Genomic DNA, 25,388 nt, shown 5'->3' on the forward strand with positions numbered 1-25,388 from the left:
GGGTGGAGCGAAGCGATACCCATCAACTTTTCTGCAGGCCGCGAAGACGATGGGTTTCGCTTCGCTCGACCCCTCCTACAGACCTAATACTCAATCCCGAACCCGTCATAGAGCCGGCGGAATACCGCGGGCAGCACTTCCGGCAAATCTTCCGCAATCAGCCCCGGTCCCGCCTCGCCCGCGGCTTCGCCGTGCATCCAGACGCCGATGCAGGCGGCTTCGAATGCCGGCACGCCTTGCGCCAGCATCCCGGCGATCATTCCCGCCAGCACGTCGCCGGCGCCGGCGGTGGCCAGCCAGGGCGGCGCGTTGGAGGCGATACTGGCGCGCCCGTCGGGCGAGGCCACCACCGTATCCGGCCCTTTCAAGAGCACCACCGCGCCGCAGCGTTCGGCGGCGTCGCGCACCCGCTCCAGTTTGGAGCGGCCGGGATGCTTGTTGCTGATATCGCTGAACAGGCGCGGAAACTCGCCCTCATGCGGAGTGAGGACAACCTGGGCGCCCTCGCCCGCCTTGATCGATTCAAACAGCCGCTCCGGCGCTTCGGCAAAGCTCGTCAGCGCGTCGGCGTCGAGCACGAGCCCGCGTTTCGCCGATAATGCGGTGTGGACGAGATCGCGCGTTCGGGCGCTGACGCCGGCGCCCGGCCCGATCACGACAGAGCTGAGCCGCCTGTCACCGAGCATGTCGGCGAATTCGAACACCGTATCGACGGCGCGCACCATGACCGCCGTCAGCGCCGCGGCGTTGACCGCCAGCGCATCGCGCGGCGAGGCCACGGTCACGAGCCCGGCGCCCGCCCGTAACGCACCCCGCGCCGCGAGCCGCGCCGCCCCGGTCGACGCCAGTTCGCCTGACAGCACGACGGCATGGCCGCGGGCATATTTGTGGCCGTCGATGTCGGGCACGGGGAAGGATTTTTGCCAGCTTTGCGGAACGTCCTCGAACGTCTGCGGCCGGATTTCGTCGAGCACGCGGGGATCGATGCCGATATCGGCGACGCGGACGCGGCCGCAGTGTTTCCGCCCCGGCATCAACAGATGCGCCGGCTTGCGGCGGAAGAACGTCACGGTCTCCACGGCGTTGATCGCGGCCCCCATCACGGCGCCGGTCGTGCCGTTGATCCCGCTCGGCAGGTCGACCGCGAGCACCGGCGCGCCATTGGCGTTGACCGCCTCGATCATCTCGAGCGGGTCGCCCTTGACGGGACGATTGAGCCCGGCGCCGAACAGCGCATCGATGATCAGCGCCGGCTTGCCGATCGCCTGCGGGTTAAACGGCAGCACCGGATACTTCCAGCCACGTGCAGCGAGCGCCGCATCACCCTGCAGGCTGTCGCGCTCGCACAGCAGGATGACGGAAACCTCCCGGCCGCGCGCCGCCAGTTCGGCCGCCGCCACAAAACCGTCGCCGCCATTATTGCCGGAGCCGGCGACCACCATGATCGGTCCTTCCTCGACGAGACCCATCGCGGCTTCGGCCACGGCTTGCCCTGCGCTCATCATCAGCGCGAAGCCGGGCGTGCCGGCGGCGATCGTCAACCGGTCGGCACGCTCCATCTCAGTCGTGGTCAAAACTTCCATGCCGAATCCTCGATCCGTCAGCCCGTTCTGGAGGCATATCGCCGTCGCCCTCGTGACCCTCCTGGCCCTTCCTGCACATGAATTGATCTGTTTGCCTATTTCGTAGGCTTAGCTATCATGCGGCGTCCGGCACAACCTCTTCCACTCGCTTGTTAAAAGTCTGATAACGTTCCGAAATCAGCCGCGTTAACAACTTGGCATAGACCCTGCTTTTGAGGAAGCCGGTTAGAACACCAAGCTCAGGATCGTCGCAGTTCGCGGCAATAATGAGCAATCCGGCTCTGCCGGATGCAAGGATCAAACCAGACGGCGCCTCGCGCGACATCGAAACTATCTGCACTCTGAATTTGGAAATGCCCGGGAGGCGCTCAGTGAAGAAGATTGAAGCCATCATCAAGCCATTCAAGCTCGACGAGGTGAAAGAGGCGCTTCAGGAAGTCGGACTGCAGGGTATCACGGTCACCGAAGCCAAGGGTTTTGGCCGGCAGAAGGGACACGCCGAACTCTATCGCGGCGCGGAATATATCGTCGACTTCCTGCCCAAGGTGAAAATCGAGATCGTGATCGGGGATGATCTGGTCGAGAAGGCGATCGACGCGATCCGCCGCGCCGCCCAGACCGGGCGGATCGGCGATGGCAAAATCTTCGTCTCCAATATCGAGGAAGCGATCCGGATCAGAACCGGAGAATCCGGGCTGGACGCTATCTAAGCCGGGTGCTATCCGAATTTTGCGACTAAAAAACAAGAAGGAGGCTGCTTCGGCGGCCTGATTTCGTTCGCGCTATCTCACCGGATCGTTTGCGAAGAGTCGTGTCCTGGAAACCGTCCGTAGCCAATAGGGGTATTCATGAAGACCGCCAAAGACGTCCTGAAATCGATCAAGGACAACGACGTAAAATACGTCGACCTGCGCTTCACCGATCCGCGCGGCAAGTGGCAGCACGTGACTTTCGACATCGGCCTGATCGACGAGGACGCCTTTGCCGAAGGCCTGATGTTCGACGGCTCCTCGATCGCCGGCTGGAAGGCGATCAACGAATCCGACATGTGCCTGATGCCCGATCCCGTTACCGCGACGATCGATCCGTTCTTCGCCGAAACCACCATGGTCATTGTCTGCGACGTGCTGGAGCCGACCACCGGCGAGCCCTACAACCGCGACCCGCGGGGCATCGCCAAGAAGGCTGAGGCGATGGTCAAGTCGATGGGCGTCGGCGACACCGTGTTCTTCGGCCCCGAGGCCGAGTTCTTCGTATTTGACGACGTTCGCTTCCAGACCACCCCCTACAACACCGGCTTCAAGCTCGACTCCTCGGAACTGCCGATCAACTCGGACACCGAGTATGAAGGCGGCAATCTCGGTCACCGCATCCGCACCAAGGGCGGCTACTTCCCGGTCCCGCCGCAGGATTCGGTGCAGGACATGCGCTCGGAAATGCTCGGCGCCATGGCCAAGATGGGCGTCAAGGTCGAAAAGCATCACCACGAAGTCGCTTCCGCCCAGCACGAGCTCGGCATGAAGTTCGACACCATGACGCTGATGGCCGACCAGATGCAGATCTACAAATACTGCATCCACCAGGTCGCGCACATCTACGGCAAGACCGCCACCTTCATGCCGAAGCCGGTCTATGGCGACAACGGCTCGGGCATGCACTGCCACCAGTCGATCTGGAAGGACGGCAAGCCGGTGTTCGCCGGCAACAAATATGCCGACCTGTCGGAGACCTGCCTCCACTACATCGGCGGCATCATCAAGCATGCGAAAGCGATCAACGCCTTCACCAACCCGTCGACCAACTCCTACAAGCGCCTGGTCCCGGGCTATGAAGCCCCCGTGCTGCTCGCCTACTCCGCGCGCAACCGCTCGGCCTCCTGCCGCATCCCCTACACGGCGAACCCGAAGGCCAAGCGCGTCGAAGTCCGCTTCCCCGACCCGATGGCCAATCCGTATCTCGGCTTCGCCGCGATGCTGATGGCCGGCCTAGACGGCATCAAGAACAAGATCGATCCGGGTCCGGCGATGGACAAGGACCTCTACGACCTGCCGAAGGAAGAGCTGAAGCAGATCCCGACGGTGTGCGGCTCCTTGCGCGAGGCGCTGGAAAATCTCGACAAGGATCGCGCCTTCCTCAAGAACGGCGGCGTGTTCGACGACGACTTCATCGACAGCTTCATCGAGCTGAAGATGACCGAAGTCGAGCGCTTCGAGATGACCCCGCACCCGGTCGAATTCGACATGTACTATTCGCAGTGATCTCGCGCGGCGTTCGCGCCGCCGGTATCACAGCCCGAGAAACGCGAAAGGCGCTCCTTGTGGAGCGCCTTTTGTTTTTGCGAGGAAAATCAGGCGTTTCGACCGCCCGGTTCGTGTACTCATCGGCCGAATGCCGCCGCGAATTCCGCTCATATGGCCACCGGCGATCGATGGACCATGTTTCCACGGCCCGCCTGCCCCGCGACCAGCACACCCATGATTTCCCGCCTGTAAGGCAGTTATAGCCCGGAACGAGGCTTGGAACGGGAACATCGCGATGTCGCTGCGCGTTGAGGGGGTCCATCAGAATGTGTCGATGGAGGGACTCCCATGACCAAAGCAACCCTGAATAGAACAACGTTGAATAGCCTCGCAACCACATGCGTCGCCCTGGCGCTCGCCCTCGCCATGGCTCCGGCCACGGCTCAGGACACCGGGCGGACAAGGGTCGGCACGCTCACCTGCAACATATCGCCCGGTGTCGGCCTCGTTGTCGGAGGGCAGCGGCAACTGAGCTGCATCTATGCGTCAGCGAAAGGTAGGGCACGCGAGGCTTATGAGGGCACCGTCAGCACGCTTGGCCTCGACATCGGTGCCACGACCGGCGGCCAGCTGGCCTGGGCGGTCTTCGCGCCTGCAACGCTGCCCCGGGGGGCATTGGCGGGAACCCACACGGGTGCGACCGCCGGCGGCACAGTCGGCGCCGGAGCGAGTGCCAACGTCCTGGTTGGAGGCCCGGACCGCAGGATCATCATGCAGCCGGCATCCGTTCAGGGGCAGACGGGCGTGAATATTGCAGCAGGCGTATCCACAATGGAGTTGCGGCCGGCCGCTGCGCCCGCCCGCCGCATGGCCCGGTGACGACATCATCGCTGGTGAACTGGTGGAAAATCTCGACAAGGACCGCGCCTTCCTGAAGAACGGCGGCGTGTTCGACGACGACTTCATCGACAGCTTCATCGAGCTCAAGATGACCGAAGTCGAGCGTTTCGAGATGACCCCGCACCCGGTCGAGTTCGAGATGTATTATTCGCAGTGATCTCGCGCGGCGTTCGCGCCGCTGATATCACCGTTCAACGATGCGAAAGGCGCTCCGTTTGGGGCGCCTTTTGTCTTGGTGGCCGTCATTTCCGCTCTTGCGCAAAGCAATCCGGGCTTTTCCGCGTGATCTTGCGGTTCCCATATCCCAGTGAAATCAAGACTTCTCCTAAATCGTGGCGGTGATTGTCGCTTTTAGACCTCGCTGGCGGGGTATTGATGGAGGCTCTCAACAAGAGGCGGCATCAACCACATGGCGACAAAAGATGGTTTTCAGCCGGATCGCTCTCCTATCTTTCTCTCCGGACATGCGGAAGAAACCGAGCAGCCGGATATCGGGAAGGCCTGGGACATAGCGACCATCTCGTCGCGAATTCTCAAGGCGAGTATTTTGGCTGTAACGGTGACAGCGATCGGCATCGCTATTCTGTCGATCGGAAATCCGGTCGCGCTCGTTGCGAACGTGACGGATTGGTGGATCGACAACCCGGCGCTTCAGCCTGGCGCCGATCCGTCGACATCAACAATTCAGTCAATCGCCGCCACTCAGGATTTGCCGACGACGACAGCGGACGCGCCGAGGCGCGACGAAATTGCTGCGGCGGTTGAACCTGCTGGTCAGAGCGCTACGGCTGTTGAACCTGCCGATCAGAGCCAACAAGCCGAGGTCGGCCAGCCCCTCACTGAAGCTTTGTTCAAGCAATTCCAAGCTTGGGCGGCGGAGAAGGAGGCGCACGCACAAGCCGCGCCCGCACAACCCGTGCAAGCTGCCCCCGTACAGGTGGTGCAAGATGCGCCAGCGCAGGTCCGGCCTACGAAAAAGCACCGACGGGTCCGGTCCGTGCAAAATGCACGAGCAGAGATCCGGCCCCAGCGAAATCATCGAGCAAAGGTCCGGCAGGAGCAAGATGCACAGGTCCCGCCCGTAGCCGACCCCCGAGCACAGGACCAGGCTGTGCAAAATGCCCAGACACCGTCGCTCCTGCAAAGCCTCGGTTTGCGCTAGGTCGAGCAATCGTAGCCCGGGTGTGACACCCGGGCTACGTCGAGAGAGTACCCGCATATCGCTACTTGCTGCGAGCTGATTTGCCTGCCGTGCAAGCTCGATCTCGATGCACCGGTGCGACAAATCAACACGATGGGCAAATCACTTCTGATTTTCCGAAATCGTGTCAAGCCCGGGAATCAAAAATATTCCGCTTAACTTGCAGGGCAAATCATCGGCATAACTCCGCCCGTCTCACGGCGGATGAGGGGCGCTCGCGATCGTCACGAACGTGCGGTGAGATGCGATGGACGTGGGTGGCGCGAGACGTACGCGCCGGAAGCGTACGGCGAAGTCGTGTGGTCCTGGCGCCGCGGTGCTGGCGCTAAGTTTCACGGGTTACCTCGTGGAGCGACGGTGGCAAGAAAGCCGTTCACCGGGGAGAGCTCGAAGTAAGCCGTAAAGCCATTGCGCAGGGAAGGCCGGAATGCTCCCGCTGCCCTGTATGCTCGTGTGCACTTTTGTTTGCGCAAATCGCACGCGAGACCGCGGGTGCAGCAAGCACCCGGTCTTCCCTGCGCCCTCTGAACAAGAGGGCGGGAAGTTATCCAGCAAACCTCGGGCGCAATGTGCCGCGAGATCGCGAAGCCGTTTTTCGTAGGATGGGTGGAGCGCAGCGATACCCATCGCCACACGCGCCGCCGTTGATGGGTATCGCTGCGCTCCACCCCATCCTACGGGACTTGATGACGCGTTACCCCGAGGACCGCGGAACGGCCGCCTCGAAAGGGCGAGGCGACCAGCCGGCCACCACCTCCGGGGCATGGAACCCGGCCCCCGGGCCCCCCGTAACCGCCCGGCCTGCCTCGATTTCCGGCAGCCGGATTCCCCTTTGGTAACCTAAAGTTAACCAAGCTTAGCGTCTGGTTAGGGACGGAATGACGCGCTGATAGCCCTCGTTTTGACATGTTGGCAGGGGAAGCAAGACCCGGCTTTCGGCGGGCCCCCCATGCGACACCAAGAGCGGCTCTCGCGCTGGCGCATATCGCCGCGCCCGACGCGCGGCTGTGGTACCGGCAGCCGTTTGCTCCCGGAGGAAATAGGGACACTTGCGTTGAGAGGATACCGCTCATGAATCCCGCCGACGTGGCTCCGGCAGCCCTGCCGTTGGTCTCCGCCGACGTATCGCTGATTGCCCTGTTCCTGCAGGCCCATTGGGTCGTGAAAACCGTCATGCTGGGGCTTTTGGCCTGCTCGGTCTGGGTCTGGGCGATCGCGATCGACAAGATTTTCCTCTATGGCCGCACCAAGCGCGCCATGGATCGCTTCGAGCAGGCGTTCTGGTCGGGCCAATCGATCGAGGAACTCTACCGCGCGCTGTCGGCCAAACCGACGCAATCGATGGCGGCGTGTTTCGTTGCGGCCATGCGCGAGTGGAAGCGCTCGTTCGAGAGCCAGACACGCTCCTTTGCCGGCCTGCAGATGCGGATCGAGAAGGTGATGAACGTCTCCATCGCCCGCGAGGTCGAGCGGCTGGAACGAAGGCTCCTGGTGCTGGCGACCGTCGGCTCGGCCGGGCCGTTCGTCGGCCTGTTCGGAACCGTATGGGGCATCATGTCGAGCTTCCAGTCGATCGCGGCCTCGAAAAACACTTCACTCGCGGTGGTGGCGCCCGGCATTGCGGAAGCGCTGTTTGCGACCGCTATCGGTCTCATCGCCGCCATCCCCGCGACCATTTTCTACAATAAGTTCACGTCCGAAGTGAATCGGCAGGCGCAGCGGCTGGAAGGTTTTGCCGACGAGTTTTCAGCCATCCTGTCCCGCCAGATCGACGAGCGGGCGTGAGGACGGCAAATGACGAGCGCATCGTGAGATCAAGATCATGGCGATGAACATGGCAGGTTCGGCCGGCGGTGGCGGTGGACGCCGCGGCCGGCGTCGCGCCGCCGTGATGGCGGAGATCAACGTCACGCCGATGGTCGACGTGATGCTGGTGCTGCTCATCATCTTCATGGTGGCCGCGCCGCTGATGACCTCGAGCATCGATATCGACCTGCCGGTCGCCAGCGGCGGCAAGCAGCTCCAGGCCAACGCGCCGCCGTTGACGCTGTCGGTCAAGCGCACCGGCGGGGCATGCAATTCGAATGTCGAACTCTATCTTGGAGATACGCTGATTTCGGCCAATGACCTCTTGCCCAAGATCAAGGCGATCCGGGAGACCCGGTCGGAAGCCGAGAGCGTGGTATACCTGCGCGGCGACAAGGACGTTTGCTACACGGATATGATGAAACTATTGGGGTATATTAGGACGGCGGGGTTCAAGGCGAATATCGTCATCGTGCCGGAGCAGGGCTCCTGAGCCATGAAGCGGCGCGCGACGGCTGAGGACGGAGCGGGAAAGCTCAAGTGAAGGTCAAGGTCGACAAGACGGTCCTGGCATCGGTCGCTCTGCACGTCCTCGTGCTGGGTTGGGTGATGCTGTCGTTCTCGACCAAGGCGCTCGAAATTCCGCCGGAAGACTCGGTGCCGGTCGATGTCGTTTCTCCCGATCAGCTTGCCAAGGTCATGGCCGGCATGAAGACCGGCAAGAAGGAAAACCCGAAGCCGCTGGTCGAGAAAATCGCCGAGGCCAAGCCCGTCGACGATGCCGTCGGCAAGATCACCGAGAAGGCGCCGGTCGTGACCGAGACCGCGCCGCCGCCGAAGGTCGAGGAGAAGCCGGTCGAGAAGAAACCCGACCCGCCGAAGGCCGTCGAGAACAAGCCCAAGGAAGAGCCGAAGCAGGAGCCGAAGCCGATCGAGAAGAAGCCGGATCCGGTGAAGCCCGACCCGATCGCCGAGGCGATCAAGAAGGAAGAGAAGAAGCCGCCGCCGAAGCCGGTGCAGGCCGCCAAGCCGCCCGAGCCGGCGAAGCCGAAGATCGTCGAACGGCACTTCGATCAGACGCAGATCGCGGCGCTGCTCGACAAGCGCGACCCGACGCGCCAGGCCGCAGCCGGCGACACGCTGAACTCCAACGCCGCGCTCGGCCTTTCGAAGGGCACGGCTGCGGACAATTCCGCAACCTGGGGCTCGATGTTCCAGCGGCAGGTCGAACGGTGCTGGAAAAAGCCCTATGGCGGCATCGAGTCGCAGAAGCCTGAGGCCGTGTTTGCTATTCGTCTGAAGCGCGACGGCACCCTTGAAGGCTCGCCGGTTCCGGAAGGTGTTCCGGCGACGCCTTTCCTCCGCGTCTATCAGGAGAGCGCGCTACGCGCGATCATCGAGTGCCAGCCGTACAAATTGCCGGCGGCCTTCTACGAGGAATGGAAATATTTCGCGCCGGTGTTCAAGGAAAAGGCCTGACCGCGCTCGCCGATTGGCGATCACTGCAATTGGCGATCACACAAGAGCAAGATTGAAGCCATGACTGACAAAGATGGATTGCCTGCTACGTCGTTCCGCCTGAGCCGCCGGCAGATTATTTCCGGAATGGCTTCAACGGGCCTGTTGATGGGCGGTCCGATCCGGAATGCCTTCGCCCAGAAACGCGTCGTCATTCCTGAGGGCGAATTCACTCCGCTCCCGATCGCGATCCCGAACTTCGTCGCCGGCACGCCTGGAGATGCCGAAGTAGGCGTGGGCGTGTCGCAGGTCATCACCAACAATCTCAAGCGCAGCGGGCTGTTCGCGCCGATCGATCAGGCCGCCTTTATCGAGCGCATCACCAACATCGACACCGCGCCGCAATTCAATAGCTGGAAGCAGATCAATGCCCAGGCGCTGGTGACCGGCCGCATGACGCGGCAGGGCGATGGCCGCCTCAAGGCCGAATTCCGCCTCTGGGACGTCAACACCGCTCAGCAGCTCACCGGCCAGCAATATTTCACCTCGCCGGAATACTGGCGGCGTATCGCCCACATCATCTCCGACCAGATCTATGAGCGGCTGACCGGCGAGAAGGGCTATTTCGACAGCCGCGTCGTGTTCGTCGACGAGACGGGATCGAAGGAGCGCCGCGTCAAGCGGCTGGCGCTGATGGATCAGGACGGCGCCAATGTCAGATATCTGACCAAGGGAAGCGATCTGGTGCTGACGCCGCGGTTCTCGCCGTCGACCCAGGAAATCACCTATATGGAATTCGGCCAGGGCGACCCGCGGGTCTATCTGTTCAACGTCGAGACCGGGCAGCGCGAGATCGTCGGCAATTTCCCGGGCATGTCGTTCTCGCCGCGGTTCTCGCCGGATGGCCAGCGCATCATCATGAGCCTGCAGCAGGGCGGCAACTCGAACCTGTTCGTGATGGATTTGCGTTCGAAGTCGACGACGCGGCTGACCGACACGCCGGCAATCGACACCTCGCCGTCCTATTCGCCTGACGGGGCCCGGATCTGTTTCGAATCCGACCGCGGCGGCAAGCCGCAGATCTACGTGATGGCGGCCACCGGCGGCGGCGCGCAGCGCATCTCGTTCGGCGAGGGCAGCTATTCGACGCCGGTGTGGTCGCCGCGCGGCGACTACATCGCCTTCACCAAGCAGGGCGGCGGACAATTCGCGATCGGCATCATGAAGACCGACGGTTCGGGCGAACGAATCCTCACCTCGGGCTTCCATAATGAAGGGCCGACCTTTGCGCCGAACGGCCGGGTCGTGATGTTCTTCCGCGAGCCCGGCGGCAGCGGCGGGCCGTCCTTGTTCACCGTCGATATCTCAGGTCGCAACGAATTGCGGGTACCAACGCCCGGTTTTGCCTCCGACCCGGCATGGTCGCCATTGCTGTCCTGATGGAACCCGGCCGCGCAACCGGCATGGCGTTATGGGCAAACATTGCCTAGCCTGATGATTTATCAGGAAAATTTTTGCCGTGTGCTGCAAATGCAACCACTTGGTAACGATGTTCCCTCAGAAAGACTTCATCTGCACCGGGTAGAACTACGACCTGGAGAGGACGCGCGCCCGAAATGCAGCTTGCCAATCAGCGGGAAGTACCTGACGAGGAGAAATCACCGCCCATTCACACGGCGTTGATCGATTCGTTGTTCGAAGCGTCCGGTCCGCTGCTTGCGGGTCTCGTCTTCGCGGCCATTGCGGCGGCCTTGACCGCGCTGAAGACCGGAAGTGATCTCATCTGGTGCTGTGTTGCGCTTCTCATCGCCACCGGCGCTGTCCGGGCATTCGATTTGCAGCGCTACCAGGCTCGCAAATCGAGTGTGACTGCCGATGAAGCTACGCGGTGGCAGAAGCGCTATCAGATTGGAGCGATGATTCAGGCCGCAGCCATCGGCCTGTGGTGCTCCGTCACCTTGTTGAGCACTGACGACGCCGTAGCCCACATGATTGCCTTATCCGTCACGACGGGCCTTGCGGCGGGTGGTGCGGGCAGGGCCTACGGACGGCAGTGGATCTTCCAGCTCCAGGTCACGCTTATCTTCGGTCCAACGGTGATCGCGCTGGCGTTGCGCGGCACGCCCTATTACGTCGCGATGTCAGTCGTGAGCGCCGTTTTTCTTGTGACGCTCATGCGGATCTCGGCCACCCTGCATAGAATATTTATGGGAGCGATTGTGGCGCGCGAGCGCGAAGCGGCGCTCGCCGGCCAGTTCGATACTGCGTTGAACAACATGCCGCACGGCCTGTGCATGTTCCGCGCCGACGGGCAGCTTGCAGTGGTGAATCATCGCTTCAGCGAAATGATGAACCTGTCCGACGACCTGATTGACCGCGGCGCCAGCGCGCCCGACATCATCGCGGCCTGCATCACCTCGCATTCGATCTCGGAGACGAGCGGCAAGATGATCCTGTCGGAGATCGTCAACGCGCAGGCCGGCGACATGGTTACGACCGACACCGACGCCACGCGGGGTCGCTCGCTGTCATGGACCTTCCAGCCGATGGCGGGGGGCGGCGCAGTCGTACTGGTGGAAGACATCACCGAGCGCCGCAATGCGGAGGCCCGGATCAGCCATCTGGCGCGCTACGACGAACTGACAGCGCTGCCGAACCGGGTCAATTTCCGCGACGAGATCGGGCGGCTTCTGGCCGTCCAGCAAGACGCCGAGCAGTTGTCGGCGCTGCTGTTCGTCGACCTCGACCAGTTCAAGCAGGTCAATGACACGCTCGGCCATCCCTGCGGCGACCAGTTGCTGTGCGCGGTGTCCGAGCGGTTGCGCGAGATGCTGCGGCCCGAGGACTTCGTGGCGCGGTTCGGCGGCGACGAGTTCGTGGTGTTCCAGCAGAACATCCATTCCCCCGACGACGCCGCCGGTCTCGCCCGGCGCATCGTCGATCGCCTGAGCGAGCGCTACAAGATCGACAATCATCTGGTCGAGATCGGCGCCAGCATCGGCATCGCCATGACCTCTCGCGGCGTCAGCGCCGATACGCTGTTGAAGAATGCCGACATGGCGCTGTACCGCGCCAAGGCTGACGGCCGCGGTACCTTCTGCTTCTTCCGGGAGGAGATGGCGCAGGTCGTCGAAGCCCGCCGCATCCTCGAACTGGACCTGCGCAAGGCGCTGGCCAATGAGGAGTTCGAGCTGTTCTTCCAGCCGCTGGTCAATCTCAAATCGGGACGGATATCCACCTGCGAAGCGCTGTTGCGCTGGAATCATCCGGTTCGCGGCACGGTGTCGCCGACCGATATCATTCCGGTCGCCGAGGACATGGGCCTGATCGTCGATCTCGGCCGCTGGATTTTGCGCAAGGCCTGCATGGAATGCATGAAATGGCCCGAAGGCGTCAGCGTCGCGGTCAACTTCTCGCCGCAGCAATTCCATCAGCGCGACGTGCTGAGCGAAGTGCGCTACGCGCTCGAGGTCTCTGGCCTGCCGGCGAACCGGCTCGAAATCGAGATCACCGAATCCTCGCTGCTGCGTAACACCCAGTTGACGCACGACGTGCTGTCGCAATTGCATTCGCTCGGCGTGCGGATTTCGCTCGACGACTTCGGCACCGGCTATTCGAGCCTGAGCTATCTGCACAACTTCCCGCTGCAGAAAGTGAAGATCGACCGCTCGTTCCTCGAGGGCATCGACAGCGACCGTCCACTGACGCTGCTGCGTGGCGTAGCGCGGCTGTCTGCCGACCTCGGCATGTCCGTCGTGGTCGAGGGTATCGAGACCAACGAGCAGCTCGAACTGATCAGTGCCGACGGCGCGATAACCGAGGCGCAGGGCTATCTGTTCAGTCCGCCGGTGCCCGCGGTGCGGGTTCGTCAATTGCTGAACGCCTCGCACGGACGCAGCATGCGCGACGATCAGATCGTCGCGGTGCCCTCGCGATCTATCGCCTAACCTTAGCTCGACCGGTTGCACGGTCTATCAACTCGAAATCACCGGGTTTTTGCGGGTAAAAAGGTTAACCCTAACCTCGCTAAGCCTTTGCAATTTTATTAAGAAACCGTTAATCTTTTTCACACGCAGAAGTTGCCCCAAAATGCCGTGAACGTGTGAGGTTATCAGATGGAGCCCATAGCCGAACCGCGCGCTCCGCGCTCTGTGCGGGGATCAGGGCTGTTCGATCGCGTCGACTACCGGCTCATCGAAACCTCCGAGGACAAAGATCGCATCTGTGCGCTGCGCTACAGAGGTTATCTGCACGGAGGACTAATCTCGCCGTCGGCATCACAGCGCGTCAGCGATCGTTATGACGATGCGCCGAACGCCTGGACCTTTGGCATCTACGTTGACGGCGAACTCTGCAGCTCTCTTCGGCTCCACGTTCTGACGTCAGAATGGCGGATGTCCTATACAACGGATGTTTTCGGCGATGTTCTTCACCCTCGCCTCGATCAGGGCGAAGTCTTCATCGACCCGTCGCGTTTTGTTGCAGACCCGGAAAAAGCCAAGCGGTTTCCTGAGCTTCCATATCTGACGCTGCGCCTGGCCTATCTGGCATGCGAGCATTTCAACGCCGATACCGGGCTTGCGCTCGTTCGTGCCGAGCACCAGGCGTTTTACCGCCGGGTCTTTCTGCATGAGACCCTGGCCGAGCCGCGTTCGGCACCAAACCTGATAATAAAGGTGGCATTGATGGCGTCCGATTTCCGGACTCTGCGAGAGAAGGTCTTGACGCGCTTTCCAATTATGCGCTCGAGCGCCTTTGAGCGACGGATGCTGTTCGAGCGCCGGGCCGAGCGCAGTTTTTTTTCCAACGCGGTCGTTACACCCTTCGAACGACCCTCGATTGTGCCGAACGCCTGAACCCGCGTGCACGGGGATTTTTGGCTGAAAGCTAGCCTCACTGCGGTTTTTGGGCCGATTGGCACTTGCCTTCACCGTCGCGCCACATTTACAAACCATTAACTATCGCGGTCGCTTTTCACGGTTTGTCGGCATTTGATCGGGTCTGGCAAGGTTCCATCAAGGTTGACGGAACGTTCGCTTAACCATCGACCTGTAGACCGGATAACAGTCGAAAAACGTGAGCGTTGGAGGCTCCGGAATGAAATATCAGATGCGTATCCTCCAGGGATGGAAGCTGGCGGCTGTGGTCGCGGTGGCGCTGTCGATGGGCGCCTGCGCCAAGAACAACGTCGGCGCCGATGGCGCGATGGCGAGCGCGGCGACCCCGGGGAGCCAGCAGGATTTCGTGGTCAATGTCGGCGACCGCGTGTTCTTCGAGAGCGACCAGACCGAACTGAGCCCGCAGGCGATCGCCACGCTGGAGAAGCAGGCGCAGTGGCTGCAGACCTACAACCGCTATTCCTTCACCATCGAAGGCCATGCGGACGAGCGCGGCACCCGTGAATACAACATCGCGCTCGGCGCACGCCGCGCCCAGTCGGTGCGCAGCTATCTCGCCTCGCGCGGCATCGATCCGAACCGCATGCGCACCATCTCCTACGGCAAGGAGCGTCCGGTGGCGGTCTGTAACGACATCTCCTGCTGGTCGCAGAACCGCCGCGCCGTCACGGTGCTGAACGCCGGCGCCTGAGCGTCCTCCGTTTCGCAGAATTTTGGACCGGCGCCTTCGGGCGCCGGTTTTATTTTGGGCTCATGATGAAGCGACGGATCGCGGCCAGCGTGCGCTCAGGTGCGTCTTGTATGCAGGCGTGCCGGCAGTCGGCGAACCGTTCGAACCGCACCAGCTGCGGCGGCAGCGCGGCTGCGATGTCGGCCTGGCTCTCGATTGGGTGAATGGGATCGTCTTCGCCGCCGAGTACCAGCGTCGGGCACTGAATGCGATCCAGGTCGGGGAAGAAGTTGTAGCTGTGGCTCTCGCCGCCGGGCCGCGTGAACCATTGCAGCACTTCCTGCCGATTGATGGCGCGGCGTGCCATGTCCGGGTCGCGCGGGACGCGCGTATAGTGCGGCATGGCCAGCCGCACCCAGGCGTCAACCGAAGCCTGATCGGGATGGCCCTGTTCTTCCAGCAGGCGACGCCGCGCCAGCGCGCCGACCTCCGGTCCACCAAAGCGTTCGAACAACTCGACCCGCCGCTCCAGATATTCGTCGCCCGTGGCCGCGGTGCTGATCAGGATCAGTTTCGAAGGGGCCGCCGGATGGCGCGTGGCGTAGGCCAGCGCGACCATGCCGCCAAACGACGCGCCCAGCACGATCGGGTCGACGATGCCGAGCGCGTCGCAGAACGCCCGCACGTCGTCGCCCCACTGGGCGAGATTCCAGTTCTGCTGCGGGCCGTCCTCGCTGCGGCCGTTGCCGCGATGGTCGAGATAGACGATCTGGGCAATGTCGGCCAAGGCCGAGTAGGCAGGCCGGTAGATGGAGTGGTCGAAGCCGGGGCCGCCATGCAGCATCAGCAGGACAGGCTTTTCCCGCATCACCGGGCCGTCGGGGACGAATTTCGCGCCCTCGACATCGAAGAACAGCCGCACCCCGTTCACAGATACGTGCATGAACGGACCTCCCTCGATTTGTGAACGGTCCGCCGGACCGGACGGCTTGTCTTGAAGCGGATACTAAACCATACCGGAATTCCGCGAACCGAATCGGAAATGCCAGTCACAATTCTGGCGTACTCGCTCTCTCAATGTGTTCTGCTTTCGTTTGACACGTGATTTTCGTCGTCAGGGCAAAATGTCATCCAGATTCCTCAATGCTGCCGGTGCCGCGGCGATCGCCGCGATGCTGGGCTTGTCCACGCAGACCTTGTCCGCACAGATCACGTTCCCGTGGGAGCGTTCTCCGCAAGGCTCCCCGCAAGTCCCGGCGCAGTCCGATGACGCCGACCTGGAAATGCGGATCCAGCGGCTGGAAAGCCAGCTCCGGCAACTGACCGGCCAGAACGAGGAGCTGCAGTATCGCAACCGCCAGCTTGAGGATCGGCTGCGCCAGCTTGGAGCCGCGCCGCCCGCGCCGGGTGGTGGCCAGCCCCCGGTTGCGCAGCCCAACGTGGCCGCAGCGCCGCCTCCAGTTCAGCCCGGCCCGCCGCAGGGGCAACAGGGCTATCCGCAGCAGGGGGTTCGCCAGCAGCAGGGCTATCCGCAGGCCCAACCCGGCTATGACCAGCAGCCGCAGATCGCCTCTCCCGCGCCGATTGTACAGGATCCGGCAGCCCCGCAGGCCGGTGGCCGCCGTCGCGGTGATGCCTTCGATCCCAGCCAGAATCCCAACGCGCCGGGCGCGCCGCGCGCGCTCGGCGGTGGCCAGATGCCGATGTCGGGCGAAGCGGCGGCCGGTGCGCCGGGCGGGCGCGGTCCGGGCGAACCGCTCAATCTCGGTGGTCCGCGCGATCCCGGCGGCGCCGCCTTGCCGCCGCCCGCTGCAGCCGCACCGCCACCGCGCGGTCCCGGGCCCGGCGCCAGCGCCGCGCTGACCACGCTGCCGCCTTCGGCCACGCCGAAGGACGAATTCGATCTCGGCATCGGCTACATGCAGCGCAAGGACTATGCGCTGGCCGAAGAGACGATGAAGAATTTTGCGCAGAAACATCCGAACGACCCCTTGGTCGCGGACTCGCAATACTGGCTCGGCGAGAGCTATTTCCAGCGTCAGCAATATCGCGACGCCGCCGAAGCGTTCCTTGGTGTGACCACCAAGTTCGACAAGTCGGGCAAGGCGCCCGACGCCCTGCTGCGGCTCGGCCAGTCGCTGGCGGCGCTGAAGGAAAAGGAAGCCGCCTGCGCCGCGCTCGGCGAAGTCACGCGGAAGTATCCGCGCGCGTCGGCCGGCGTAAAGGCTGCCGTCGATCGTGAGCAAAAGCGGGTTAAGTGCTAAAGCGGAAGCCGGTCGAGGCCGCCATCGGCCTCGCATAGACTGGCGATGCCATGGCTGACGACGACCACGCGCCGATCTCGGTACAGCAAGCGAAAGATCTGTTCGCACAATGGAAGGCGGCGCCCGCGCTCGTGCTGGCGGTATCCGGCGGTCCCGATTCCCTTGCCCTGATGTGGCTTGCCGCCCGCTGGCGCCGTGCGCTTTCGCGCGGGCCGCGGTTGATTGCCGTCACCGTCGACCACGGCTTGCGGGCCGAGGCCGCGCGCGAGGCGCGCGACGTCAAGCGCCTCGCACGTACGCTCGATGTGCCCCATCGCACGCTGCGCTGGACCGGGACCAAGCCGAAGACCGGCTTGCCGGCGGCAGCCCGCGCGGCGCGCTATCGGCTGTTGGCGAAAGCCGCGCGGGCGAGCGGCGCCACGCACATCCTGACCGCGCATACCCGCGACGACCAGGCCGAGACGCTGTTGATGCGGATACTGCGCGGCAGCGGCATCGCCGGCCTCGCCGCGATGGCGCGCGAGACCGAGCGTGAGGGCGTGTGGGTGGCGCGGCCGTTGCTCGACGTTCCGAAATCGCGGCTCGTTGCGACGCTGGGCAGGGCGAAGATCGCCTTTGCCGACGATCCCACCAATCGCGACATGAGCTTCACACGGCCGCGGCTGCGCGCGTTGATGCCTGCGCTGGTCGAGGAGGGCGGCGACAGCCGAAATTTGGCGCGGCTGGCGACAAGGCTGGCGCGGGCGAATGCCGCGATCGAGGTGCTGACCGACGGCGCCGAGCGCTATCTCGCCTTGAGAGATCGCGATGATGCCTCGCGCTTCGGATTCGATGCCGCCGCATTTGCCGGTCTGCCCGAGGAAATCCGGCTTCGGCTGCTCAAGCGCGCGATTGACCGGGCCGGTCACGAAGGGCCTGCGGAACTCGGCAAGGTCGAAGCGCTGCTGGCGGTGCTGGACCGGGCCATTGCGAATGGCGAGAGGCAGCCAAGGCTGAAACAGACGCTGGCCGGGGCGGCGATTGGCCTGACGAAGGGGCGAATTCATATCGATCCAGCACCGCCGCGGAGGGGCAACCGGGCGTGAGAGGCGTCCACATACCGCAATATCCGCGATATCGGCACCAAGAGCCTTAACCACCCCGGAAAAACCTCGGCTTTTGCGTCATTTTTTGACCGGGAATCGCGTTAAGATGCGTTAAATAGTCCCGTGTGGTTCCCTTGGCATTGCCCCAGGCGCCACCTAGATTGGGTGCAGTGGATCGGGGATTCTCGCCACACCACCCAAAGAATACTCTAGGGTTACTGCCAAGGACATAGGGCCGCGATCCGCGCGACCACGAAGGAAGATCGATGAACGCCAATCTGCGCAACTTCGCCCTCTGGGTCATCATTGTTTTGCTGCTGTTGGCATTGTTCACGCTTTTCCAGAATCCGGGTCAGCGCACGTCCTCACAGGACATCTCGTTTTCGCAATTGTTGAGCGAGGTCGACCAGAACCGCGTGCGCGACGTCGTGATCCAGGGGCCGGATATCCACGGCACCTTCACCAACGGCTCCTCTTTCCAGACCTACGCGCCGAACGATCCGACGCTGGTGAAGCGTCTGTATGACGGCAAGGTCTCGATCACCGCGAAGCCGCCCGGCGACAACGTGCCGTGGTTCGTCTCGCTGCTCGTCTCCTGGCTGCCCTTCATCGCGCTGATCGGCGTGTGGATCTTCCTGTCACGCCAGATGCAGGGCGGCGCCGGCAAGGCGATGGGCTTTGGCAAGTCGCGCGCCAAGATGCTGACGGAGGCCCATGGCCGCGTCACCTTCGAGGACGTAGCTGGCGTCGACGAAGCCAAGCAGGACCTGCAGGAGATCGTCGAGTTCCTGCGCGATCCCGGCAAATTCCAGCGCCTCGGGGGACGGATTCCGCGCGGCGTGCTGCTGGTCGGTCCTCCCGGCACCGGCAAGACCCTGATCGCGCGTGCGGTCGCGGGCGAAGCCAACGTGCCGTTCTTCACCATTTCCGGCTCGGACTTCGTCGAAATGTTCGTCGGCGTCGGCGCCAGCCGCGTCCGCGACATGTTCGAGCAGGCCAAGAAGAACGCGCCCTGCATCATCTTCATCGACGAAATCGATGCGGTCGGCCGCCATCGCGGCGCCGGTCTCGGTGGCGGCAATGACGAGCGCGAACAGACGCTCAACCAGTTGCTGGTCGAGATGGACGGTTTTGAAGCCAATGAAGGCGTGATCCTGATCGCGGCGACCAACCGTCCCGACGTGCTGGATCCCGCGCTGCTGCGCCCCGGCCGCTTCGATCGTCAGGTCGTGGTGCCGAACCCTGATGTTGTCGGCCGCGAGCAGATCCTGAAAGTTCACGTACGCAAGGTGCCGCTGGCGCCGGATATCAACCTCAAGACCATCGCGCGCGGCACCCCGGGCTTCTCCGGCGCCGACCTGATGAACCTCGTCAACGAGGCGGCGCTGACCGCCGCCCGCCGTAACAAGCGCATGGTGACGCAGGCTGAGTTCGAGGAAGCCAAAGACAAGGTGATGATGGGCGCCGAGCGCAAGTCGCTCGTCATGACCGAGGAAGAGAAATTGCTGACGGCCTATCATGAGGGCGGCCACGCCATCGTCGGCCTCAACGTCGTCGCGACCGATCCGATCCACAAGGCGACCATCATTCCGCGCGGTCGTGCACTCGGCATGGTGATGCAGTTGCCGGAGCGCGACAAGCTGTCGATGTCGCTCGAGCAGATGACGTCGCGGCTTGCGATCATGATGGGCGGCCGTGTCGCGGAAGAACTGATCTTCGGCAAGGAGAAAGTTACGTCCGGCGCCTCTTCCGATATCGAGCAGGCAACGCGACTGGCGCGCATGATGGTGACGCGCTGGGGTCTCTCCGAAGCCCTTGGCACCGTGTCCTACGGCGAAAACCAGGACGAGGTGTTCCTCGGCATGTCGGTATCCCGTACCCAGAACGCGTCGGAAGCGACGGTTCAGAAGATCGACACCGAGATCCGGCGCTTTGTCGAAGAAGGCTACAACGAAGCGACACGCATTCTCACCGAGAAACGCGAAGACCTCGAAACCCTTGCCAAGGGCTTGCTCGAATTCGAGACGCTTTCCGGCGATGAAATTCAGGATTTGCTCAAGGGCAAAAAGCCGAACCGCGAGTCGGTGCTGGAGCCGACTACCCCGCGTGCCTCGGCGGTGCCGCCGGCCGGCAAGTCGCGCCCGCGTCCCGATCCGGACCCCGGCCTGGAGCCGCAGCCGCAGGCGTAAGCAGATCGCATCTGAGCAGAAAACGCGGCGGAAACGCCGCGTTTTTTATGTCGCGGCCGTCGTTGCGAGGAGCCCGGGTCGCGCGAATGCGCGTCCGATGACAGGCTCCGCGACGAAGCAGTCCACGCGCAGCTGAGGACAGATGGATTGCTTCGCTTCTCTCGCAATGACGGAGTTGGCATCGTGTGACGGGCAGACTAAGCCAGCGCCCGCAACTCGCGGGCGGCCGCGACCATGTTGACGAGCGCGGGCCGCACCTCTTCCCATTTGCGGGTCTTCAATCCGCAATCCGGATTGATCCAGATCTGGGCGTCGGAGAGCCGCATCCGCGCCAGCCTGAGCAGGGCGGTCATCTCTTCGATCTCGGGGACGCGCGGAGAGTGGATGTCGTAGACGCCGGGGCCGATTTCGTTCGGATAGCGGTAGTCCCTGAACGCATCGAGCAATTCCATCTTCGAGCGCGAAGTCTCGATCGAGATCACGTCGGCATCCATTGCGCCAATTGCATCGATGATGTCGTTGAACTCCGAGTAGCACATGTGGGTGTGGATCTGGGTCTCGTCGCGCACGCCGGACGAACAGAGGCGAAAGGCGTCGACGGCCCAGTCCAGATAGGCCTTCCATTCGGACTTGCATAGCGGCAGGCCCTCCCGCAGCGCCGCCTCGTCGATCTGGATCATGCCGGCGCCGGCAGTCTCGAGATCGGAGACCTCGTCGCGGATCGCGAGCGCGATCTGCCGGCAGACTTCGCTGCGGGCAATGTCGTCACGGACGAACGACCAGTTCAGGATGGTGACGGGGCCGGTCAGCATCGCCTTCATCGGCTTCTTCGTCAGCGACTGGGCGTATTGCCACCATTCGACCGTCATCGGCTTCGGGCGCGAGACGTCACCGAACAGCACCGGCGGGCGAACGTAGCGCGATCCGTAGGATTGCACCCAGCCGTGGGTGGTGAAGGCGAAACCCGCGAGTTGTTCGCCAAAGTACTGCACCATGTCGTTGCGCTCGAACTCGCCATGCACGAGCACGTCGAGACCGATGGTTTCCTGCCACTGCACCGCGCGGGCCGTCTGGTCCTGCAAATAAATCCTGTAGACCTCATCCGTCAGGGCGCCGCTGGCGTGAGCGGCGCGCGCTTTCCGGACTTCGGCTGTCTGCGGAAACGAGCCGATGGTCGTGGTCGGGAAGGCCGGCAGGTTGAAGCGCTCGTGCTGAACGCCGGCGCGCTCGGCGAATGCGCTGGCGCGGCGACGCATGGCGGCATCGACGCCGGCGATGCGCGCGGCCACCTTCGCATCGTGAATCCGCGGCGAGGCCTTGCGCGCGGCGGCCGCTTCGTCTGAGGCACGCAGGGCAGCTTCGACGCTACCACGTCCACCGGCGAGTGCCGTCCCGAGCGTCGTCAGCTCTTCGAGCTTCTGCACCGAGAACGCCAGCCAGCTCTTGATTTCGGAATCGAGCCCCGTTTCCAGCGCCAGATCGATCGGGACATGCAACAGCGAGCAGGAGGGCGCGATCTGCACACGGTCCTTGCCGCGTTTCGCGATGGCGGGTTCGAGCGAAGCGAGAATCCGGCTCACATCCGCGCGCCAGATGTTACGGCCGTCGATGATTCCGAGCGACAGCACGCGGTCTTCTGGAAAATCGGCGAGGCCATCGATTTGCTCCGGCGCGCGTACGAGATCGAGATGCAGGCCGGCGACGGGCAGTGCCAGCGCGGTATCGCGGTTGCCGCCCAGCCCGCCGAAATAGGTTGCCAGCATGATCTTGAGCTGCGGCGCCGCGTTGGCGATTTCTGTGTAGGCGCAATGCAGCGCCTGCTGCCCGACGATATCGAGGTCGAGCACGAGACATGGCTCGTCGATCTGCACCCATTCGGCGCCGCGGTAGGCCAGTTCGCGCAGCACGTCGATGTAAACCGGCAGCAACCGGTCGAGCAGCGACAGCGGATTGAAGCCGGCGTCCTTGCTTTTTGCCAGTTTGAGAAACGTGACCGGACCGATGAGCACAGGGCGGGTCTGATAGCCGAGCGCCTTGGCCTCCTCATATTCCTCGATCGGCTTGCGCGAGGCGAGGGTGAACCGCTGATCCCTTACCAGTTCAGGCACCATGTAGTGGTAGTTGGTGTCGAACCATTTTGTCATCTCCTGCGCCGGTACGCCGTGGTCGGCGTCGTGCCCATGATGGGCATGGCCGCAGCTCGCTTCATGCGTTTCGCCTTGCGCGCCGCGGGCCATCGCAAAATAGGTCGCAAGCGGGACCGGGCCACCGTTCCAGCGATGGATTTCCGGGATCGCACCGACCATCACAGACGTGTCGAGCATCTGATCGTAGAACGAGAAATCGTTCGACGGGATCACGCTGACGCCGAGTTTCTTCTGGCGTGCCCAGTTGGCGGCACGAAGACCGGCGCCGGCTTCGATCAGCGCCTTCTCGTCGGTCGCGCCGGACCAGAAACTTTCCAGCGCGAATTTCAGTTCGCGGCGCGGGCCGATGCGTGGCGTGCCGAGGGAGGCAACGGGAAGCGAGGAAGTGGAGATTGTAGAAGAAGGAGACGTTGCAGTAGACATTGGCTTAACCCCAAAAGTTGGGGGCAAAGGCCGAAGTGACACGTCTGGATTCCGCGTACGGTGGGAAGCGCGCGCGGAATCGCAACCGCACCACCGGGACACCCCGCCCGAGGACGTGTATGTTGTCGAGGCAGGTCTCCTGGCTCGCGGGTCCATGCTGCTGTCCGGCCTTCCCGAAACCAAGCAAGGTCTCAGTGACTTTGTTGGACAGCGGCTCGCCGCTTACAGTTGCGGGGGCAGCTCCGGCTTTGCACCGGCTTCCCTCTTAGCTTCGGGCCGAACGAGCCCGAAGAACCACGACGGGTTCAGTTAAAGTCAACGGCGATCTCAGTCAATACGAGATCGGTCGTCGCCCCGTTGCGCTTTCTGCCATCATTCGATGAACGCCATTCCGATCGAAGCGCGATAGCTACATAATTCACTCCTGCGGCATGCCCGCGGGGACGATGGTTCTGATGATGGAGGCGTCGAGCGCCTCGTAATCGTGCAGCCCGATCGTTGCGTAGAGCTCGGCGCGCGTCTGCATCTGGTCGAGCATCGTGCAGGTGCTGCCATAGCACTTGAGGGCCGTGAACAGGTTCTGCTGGGCCTTGTTGGCGACGCGGAGCGACGATACCGGCCATATCACCATGCGATAGCCCATGGCCTCGAACTCGGATGCGGTGAAGAACGGCGTCTTGCCGAACTCCGTCATGTTCGCCAGCAGTGGAACATCGGGAACGCGCCTGGCGAACTCCTCGAACATCTCGCGCGAAATCATCGCTTCCGGGAAGATCGCGTCCGCTCCCGCTTCCAGATAGAGTTTGGCGCGCGCTACCGCGCCGTCCATCCCTTCGCTGGCCGCGGCATCTGTTCTCGCGATTAGATAGAGATGACGCCGCGCCTTGGCGGCGGCGGCGACCTTGGCCGCCATGTCGCGCGCATCCGCCAGCTTCTTGTCGTTGAGATGGCCGCATTTTTTCGGAAGCAGCTGATCCTCGATGTGAACGGCGCCAGCACCGGCATCCTCGAAGGTGCGCACCATGTTCATGACATTGAGCGCTTCGCCATAGCCGGTGTCGCCATCGACCAGAACCGGCAGGCCGCTGGCGCGCGCCACCTGGCGGATGAAGAAGGCGACTTCCTCGATAGTGATGATGCCGAGATCCGGCAGGCCCATCGAGGCCGTCATCGCCGCGCCGGACAGATAGAGCGCGGAAAAGCCGGCGTCGCGGGCCTGCAGCGCGGCCATTCCGTTGTGTGTGCCCGGCATCTGGAGAATGCCCGGTCTGTCCAGGAGATCGCGGAAGCGCGCCCCGGCCGGCTTGTCGGCTATGTCGGTACCCAGGAGATATACCATGGCTGTCGTCCTTACGCCGCGCGTGGGGCGATTGTCGCCTTGCCACGCTCATGCAGCGGAACGAACTTCAGGTTCTCCGGACCGACATAGTTCGCGGCCGGGCGGATAATCTTGTTGTTGATGCGCTGTTCCATCACATGCGCCGCCCACCCCGACGTCCGGGAAATCACGAACAGCGGCGTGAACATCGCGGTCGGCACCCCCATCGCGTGGTAGGAGACCGCGCTGAACCAGTCGAGATTGGCGAACATCTTCTTGGCGTCGGCCATGACGGCTTCGATCCGGTCGGCAATTTCAAACATCCGGGTGCTCTCGCCTTCGATGCTGAGGCGGCGCGCGACTTCCTTGATCACCTTGTTGCGCGGATCGGCGATGGTGTAGACCGGGTGGCCGAAGCCGATCACGACCTCCCTGGCCGCGACCCTGCGGCGGATATCGGCCTCCGCTTCGTCAGTATCGCCATATCGCTTCTGCACTTCGAACGCGATCTCGTTGGCGCCGCCATGTTTCGGCCCGCGCAGCGCGCCGATCGCGCCTGTGATCGCGGAATAGAGGTCTGACCCGGTGCCCGCGATCGAGCGCGCCGTGAATGTCGAGGCGTTGTACTCGTGCTCCGCGTAGAGGATCAGCGACGTATGCATCGCGCGCTCGTGCGATGGCGGCGGCTTCCTGCCATGGAGCAGATGCAAAAAGTGCGATCCGATCGAATCGTCATCGGTTTCGACATCGATCCGGCGGCCGTGGTGGGCGTAGTGATGCCAGTAGAGCAGCATCGATCCAAGCGAGGCCATCAGCCGGTCGGCAATGTCGCGCACGCCGGGCTGATTGTGATCATGGGCTTCCGGCAGGATACAGCCGAGTGCGGAGACGCCGCTTCTTAAAACATCCATCGGATGCGCGGCGGCGGGCAGCAATTCCAGCGTCTGCAACACCGCGAGCGGCAAGCCGCGCAGCGCCTTCAGCTTGGCCTTGTAGTTTCGAAGCTCCGACAGCGTGGGCAGGCTGCCGTGAACCAGGAGATACGCGATCTCCTCGAATTCGCAGGTTTCGGCGACATCCAAAATGTCGTAGCCCCGATAATGCAGGTCATTTCCGGTGCGGCCGACCGTGCACAGCGCGGTGTCGCCGGCGATCACGCCGGCAAGCGCGACCGACTTCTTGGGCGGAGGCTTGATGTCTGTCATC

Annotated in this window: 20 protein-coding genes, 1 pseudogene and 1 riboswitch; of the genes and pseudogenes, 15 read left to right on the forward strand and 6 right to left on the reverse strand. The window is 63.1% G+C overall.

Annotation, left to right across the window (positions count from 1 at the left end; translation table 11 throughout):
* Nucleotides 1-83: 83 nt before the first annotated feature.
* Nucleotides 84-1,583: an NAD(P)H-hydrate dehydratase gene (locus tag JQ624_RS12480; RefSeq protein ID WP_212419176.1), complete on the reverse strand. Its 1,500-nt coding sequence runs from the start codon at nt 1,581-1,583 to the stop codon at nt 84-86.
* Between the two features lie 115 nt (nt 1,584-1,698).
* Entirely contained in the window at nt 1,699-1,908 is a 210-nt protein-coding gene (locus JQ624_RS12485) for a hypothetical protein (RefSeq protein WP_212419177.1), read from the reverse strand.
* 46 nt (nt 1,909-1,954) lie between these two features.
* Here JQ624_RS12485 and JQ624_RS12490 point away from each other — a divergent pair, with 46 nt between their 5' ends.
* From JQ624_RS12490 to pal, 12 genes and pseudogenes are all read left to right on the forward strand, one after another.
* The gene (locus JQ624_RS12490) at nt 1,955-2,293 is read left to right on the forward strand and encodes a P-II family nitrogen regulator (protein ID WP_011441447.1); all 339 of its coding nucleotides are present in this window, start codon (nt 1,955-1,957) and stop codon (nt 2,291-2,293) included.
* A gap of 138 nt (nt 2,294-2,431) precedes the next feature.
* Nucleotides 2,432-3,841 carry a type I glutamate--ammonia ligase gene (gene glnA, locus JQ624_RS12495; RefSeq protein WP_212419178.1) on the forward strand — a complete coding sequence of 470 codons (1,410 nt, stop codon included), beginning with the start codon at nt 2,432-2,434 and terminating at the stop codon, nt 3,839-3,841.
* A gap of 330 nt (nt 3,842-4,171) precedes the next feature.
* A complete protein-coding gene (locus JQ624_RS12500; protein ID WP_212419179.1) occupies nt 4,172-4,702 on the forward strand; it encodes a DUF992 domain-containing protein in 531 nt (176 codons plus the stop codon).
* 16 nt (nt 4,703-4,718) lie between these two features.
* Nucleotides 4,719-4,880, forward strand: a pseudogene (gene glnA, locus JQ624_RS12505) (glutamine synthetase); the annotation flags it as partial.
* A gap of 252 nt (nt 4,881-5,132) precedes the next feature.
* Entirely contained in the window at nt 5,133-5,885 is a 753-nt protein-coding gene (locus tag JQ624_RS12510; protein WP_212419180.1) for a hypothetical protein, read from the forward strand.
* Nucleotides 5,886-6,995: 1,110 nt separating this feature from the next.
* Nucleotides 6,996-7,709, forward strand: coding sequence for a protein TolQ (gene tolQ, locus JQ624_RS12515; protein ID WP_212419181.1), 714 nt, complete (start codon nt 6,996-6,998; stop codon nt 7,707-7,709).
* 37 nt (nt 7,710-7,746) lie between these two features.
* A complete protein-coding gene (locus tag JQ624_RS12520) occupies nt 7,747-8,223 on the forward strand; it encodes a biopolymer transporter ExbD (protein ID WP_212419182.1) in 477 nt (158 codons plus the stop codon).
* A 47-nt stretch (nt 8,224-8,270) separates the two neighbouring features.
* On the forward strand, nt 8,271-9,209 hold the full coding sequence (locus JQ624_RS12525; RefSeq protein ID WP_212419183.1) for a cell envelope integrity protein TolA: 939 nt from the start codon (nt 8,271-8,273) through the stop codon (nt 9,207-9,209).
* Between the two features lie 126 nt (nt 9,210-9,335).
* The gene (tolB, locus tag JQ624_RS12530) at nt 9,336-10,628 is read left to right on the forward strand and encodes a Tol-Pal system beta propeller repeat protein TolB (RefSeq protein WP_409334318.1); all 1,293 of its coding nucleotides are present in this window, start codon (nt 9,336-9,338) and stop codon (nt 10,626-10,628) included.
* A 176-nt stretch (nt 10,629-10,804) separates the two neighbouring features.
* On the forward strand, nt 10,805-13,135 hold the full coding sequence (locus JQ624_RS12535) for a bifunctional diguanylate cyclase/phosphodiesterase (protein ID WP_212419185.1): 2,331 nt from the start codon (nt 10,805-10,807) through the stop codon (nt 13,133-13,135).
* A 168-nt stretch (nt 13,136-13,303) separates the two neighbouring features.
* Nucleotides 13,304-14,044 (forward strand): N-acyl amino acid synthase FeeM domain-containing protein, encoded by a 741-nt coding sequence (locus JQ624_RS12540; protein WP_212419186.1) that lies wholly within the window; start codon nt 13,304-13,306, stop codon nt 14,042-14,044.
* 241 nt (nt 14,045-14,285) lie between these two features.
* On the forward strand, nt 14,286-14,777 hold the full coding sequence (gene pal, locus JQ624_RS12545; protein WP_212419187.1) for a peptidoglycan-associated lipoprotein Pal: 492 nt from the start codon (nt 14,286-14,288) through the stop codon (nt 14,775-14,777).
* A 49-nt stretch (nt 14,778-14,826) separates the two neighbouring features.
* On the opposite strand, the gene JQ624_RS12550 is transcribed toward pal, so the two are convergent.
* Nucleotides 14,827-15,699 (reverse strand): alpha/beta fold hydrolase, encoded by an 873-nt coding sequence (locus JQ624_RS12550; protein WP_212419188.1) that lies wholly within the window; start codon nt 15,697-15,699, stop codon nt 14,827-14,829.
* Between the two features lie 181 nt (nt 15,700-15,880).
* Here JQ624_RS12550 and ybgF point away from each other — a divergent pair, with 181 nt between their 5' ends.
* The 3 genes from ybgF to ftsH all read left to right on the forward strand — a co-directional run bounded on the left by ybgF (nt 15,881) and on the right by ftsH (nt 20,294).
* Entirely contained in the window at nt 15,881-17,020 is a 1,140-nt protein-coding gene (gene ybgF, locus JQ624_RS12555) for a tol-pal system protein YbgF (protein ID WP_212419189.1), read from the forward strand.
* Nucleotides 17,021-17,070: 50 nt separating this feature from the next.
* Entirely contained in the window at nt 17,071-18,105 is a 1,035-nt protein-coding gene (gene tilS / locus JQ624_RS12560) for a tRNA lysidine(34) synthetase TilS (RefSeq protein ID WP_212419190.1), read from the forward strand.
* Between the two features lie 266 nt (nt 18,106-18,371).
* Nucleotides 18,372-20,294 carry an ATP-dependent zinc metalloprotease FtsH gene (ftsH, locus tag JQ624_RS12565; protein WP_212419191.1) on the forward strand — a complete coding sequence of 641 codons (1,923 nt, stop codon included), beginning with the start codon at nt 18,372-18,374 and terminating at the stop codon, nt 20,292-20,294.
* 197 nt (nt 20,295-20,491) lie between these two features.
* On the opposite strand, the gene metE is transcribed toward ftsH, so the two are convergent.
* The 3 genes from metE to prpC all read right to left on the reverse strand — a co-directional run bounded on the left by metE (nt 20,492) and on the right by prpC (nt 25,387).
* Nucleotides 20,492-22,864 (reverse strand): 5-methyltetrahydropteroyltriglutamate--homocysteine S-methyltransferase, encoded by a 2,373-nt coding sequence (gene metE / locus JQ624_RS12570; RefSeq protein WP_212419192.1) that lies wholly within the window; start codon nt 22,862-22,864, stop codon nt 20,492-20,494.
* Between the two features lie 111 nt (nt 22,865-22,975).
* Nucleotides 22,976-23,178: riboswitch (cobalamin riboswitch) on the reverse strand.
* Between the two features lie 104 nt (nt 23,179-23,282).
* Complete coding sequence (gene prpB / locus JQ624_RS12575) at nt 23,283-24,203, reverse strand: methylisocitrate lyase (protein ID WP_212419193.1); 921 nt, start codon at nt 24,201-24,203, stop codon at nt 23,283-23,285.
* 11 nt (nt 24,204-24,214) lie between these two features.
* On the reverse strand, nt 24,215-25,387 hold the full coding sequence (gene prpC / locus JQ624_RS12580; protein ID WP_212419194.1) for a 2-methylcitrate synthase: 1,173 nt from the start codon (nt 25,385-25,387) through the stop codon (nt 24,215-24,217).
* Nucleotide 25,388: the final 1 nt, after the last annotated feature.

This window comes from Bradyrhizobium sp. AUGA SZCCT0283 (assembly GCF_018130385.1).
Taxonomy (GTDB): domain Bacteria; phylum Pseudomonadota; class Alphaproteobacteria; order Rhizobiales; family Xanthobacteraceae; genus Bradyrhizobium.

Excerpts from the sequence above, each read along its gene's own strand:
- JQ624_RS12480 (WP_212419176.1), bottom strand. The coding sequence starts at position 1,583 with ATGGAAGTTTTGACCACGACTGAGATGGAGCGTGCCGACCGGTTGACG.
- JQ624_RS12485 (WP_212419177.1), bottom strand. The coding sequence starts at position 1,908 with ATGTCGCGCGAGGCGCCGTCTGGTTTGATCCTTGCATCCGGCAGAGCC.
- glnA (WP_212419178.1), top strand. The coding sequence starts at position 2,432 with ATGAAGACCGCCAAAGACGTCCTGAAATCGATCAAGGACAACGACGTA.
- JQ624_RS12500 (WP_212419179.1), top strand. The coding sequence starts at position 4,172 with ATGACCAAAGCAACCCTGAATAGAACAACGTTGAATAGCCTCGCAACC.
- JQ624_RS12510 (WP_212419180.1), top strand. The coding sequence starts at position 5,133 with ATGGCGACAAAAGATGGTTTTCAGCCGGATCGCTCTCCTATCTTTCTC.
- tolQ (WP_212419181.1), top strand. The coding sequence starts at position 6,996 with ATGAATCCCGCCGACGTGGCTCCGGCAGCCCTGCCGTTGGTCTCCGCC.
- JQ624_RS12520 (WP_212419182.1), top strand. The coding sequence starts at position 7,747 with ATGGCGATGAACATGGCAGGTTCGGCCGGCGGTGGCGGTGGACGCCGC.
- tolB (WP_409334318.1), top strand. The coding sequence starts at position 9,336 with ATGGCTTCAACGGGCCTGTTGATGGGCGGTCCGATCCGGAATGCCTTC.
- JQ624_RS12535 (WP_212419185.1), top strand. The coding sequence starts at position 10,805 with ATGCAGCTTGCCAATCAGCGGGAAGTACCTGACGAGGAGAAATCACCG.
- JQ624_RS12540 (WP_212419186.1), top strand. The coding sequence starts at position 13,304 with ATGGAGCCCATAGCCGAACCGCGCGCTCCGCGCTCTGTGCGGGGATCA.
- pal (WP_212419187.1), top strand. The coding sequence starts at position 14,286 with ATGAAATATCAGATGCGTATCCTCCAGGGATGGAAGCTGGCGGCTGTG.
- JQ624_RS12550 (WP_212419188.1), bottom strand. The coding sequence starts at position 15,699 with ATGCACGTATCTGTGAACGGGGTGCGGCTGTTCTTCGATGTCGAGGGC.
- ybgF (WP_212419189.1), top strand. The coding sequence starts at position 15,881 with ATGTCATCCAGATTCCTCAATGCTGCCGGTGCCGCGGCGATCGCCGCG.
- tilS (WP_212419190.1), top strand. The coding sequence starts at position 17,071 with ATGGCTGACGACGACCACGCGCCGATCTCGGTACAGCAAGCGAAAGAT.
- ftsH (WP_212419191.1), top strand. The coding sequence starts at position 18,372 with ATGAACGCCAATCTGCGCAACTTCGCCCTCTGGGTCATCATTGTTTTG.
- metE (WP_212419192.1), bottom strand. The coding sequence starts at position 22,864 with ATGTCTACTGCAACGTCTCCTTCTTCTACAATCTCCACTTCCTCGCTT.
- prpB (WP_212419193.1), bottom strand. The coding sequence starts at position 24,203 with ATGGTATATCTCCTGGGTACCGACATAGCCGACAAGCCGGCCGGGGCG.
- prpC (WP_212419194.1), bottom strand. The coding sequence starts at position 25,387 with ATGACAGACATCAAGCCTCCGCCCAAGAAGTCGGTCGCGCTTGCCGGC.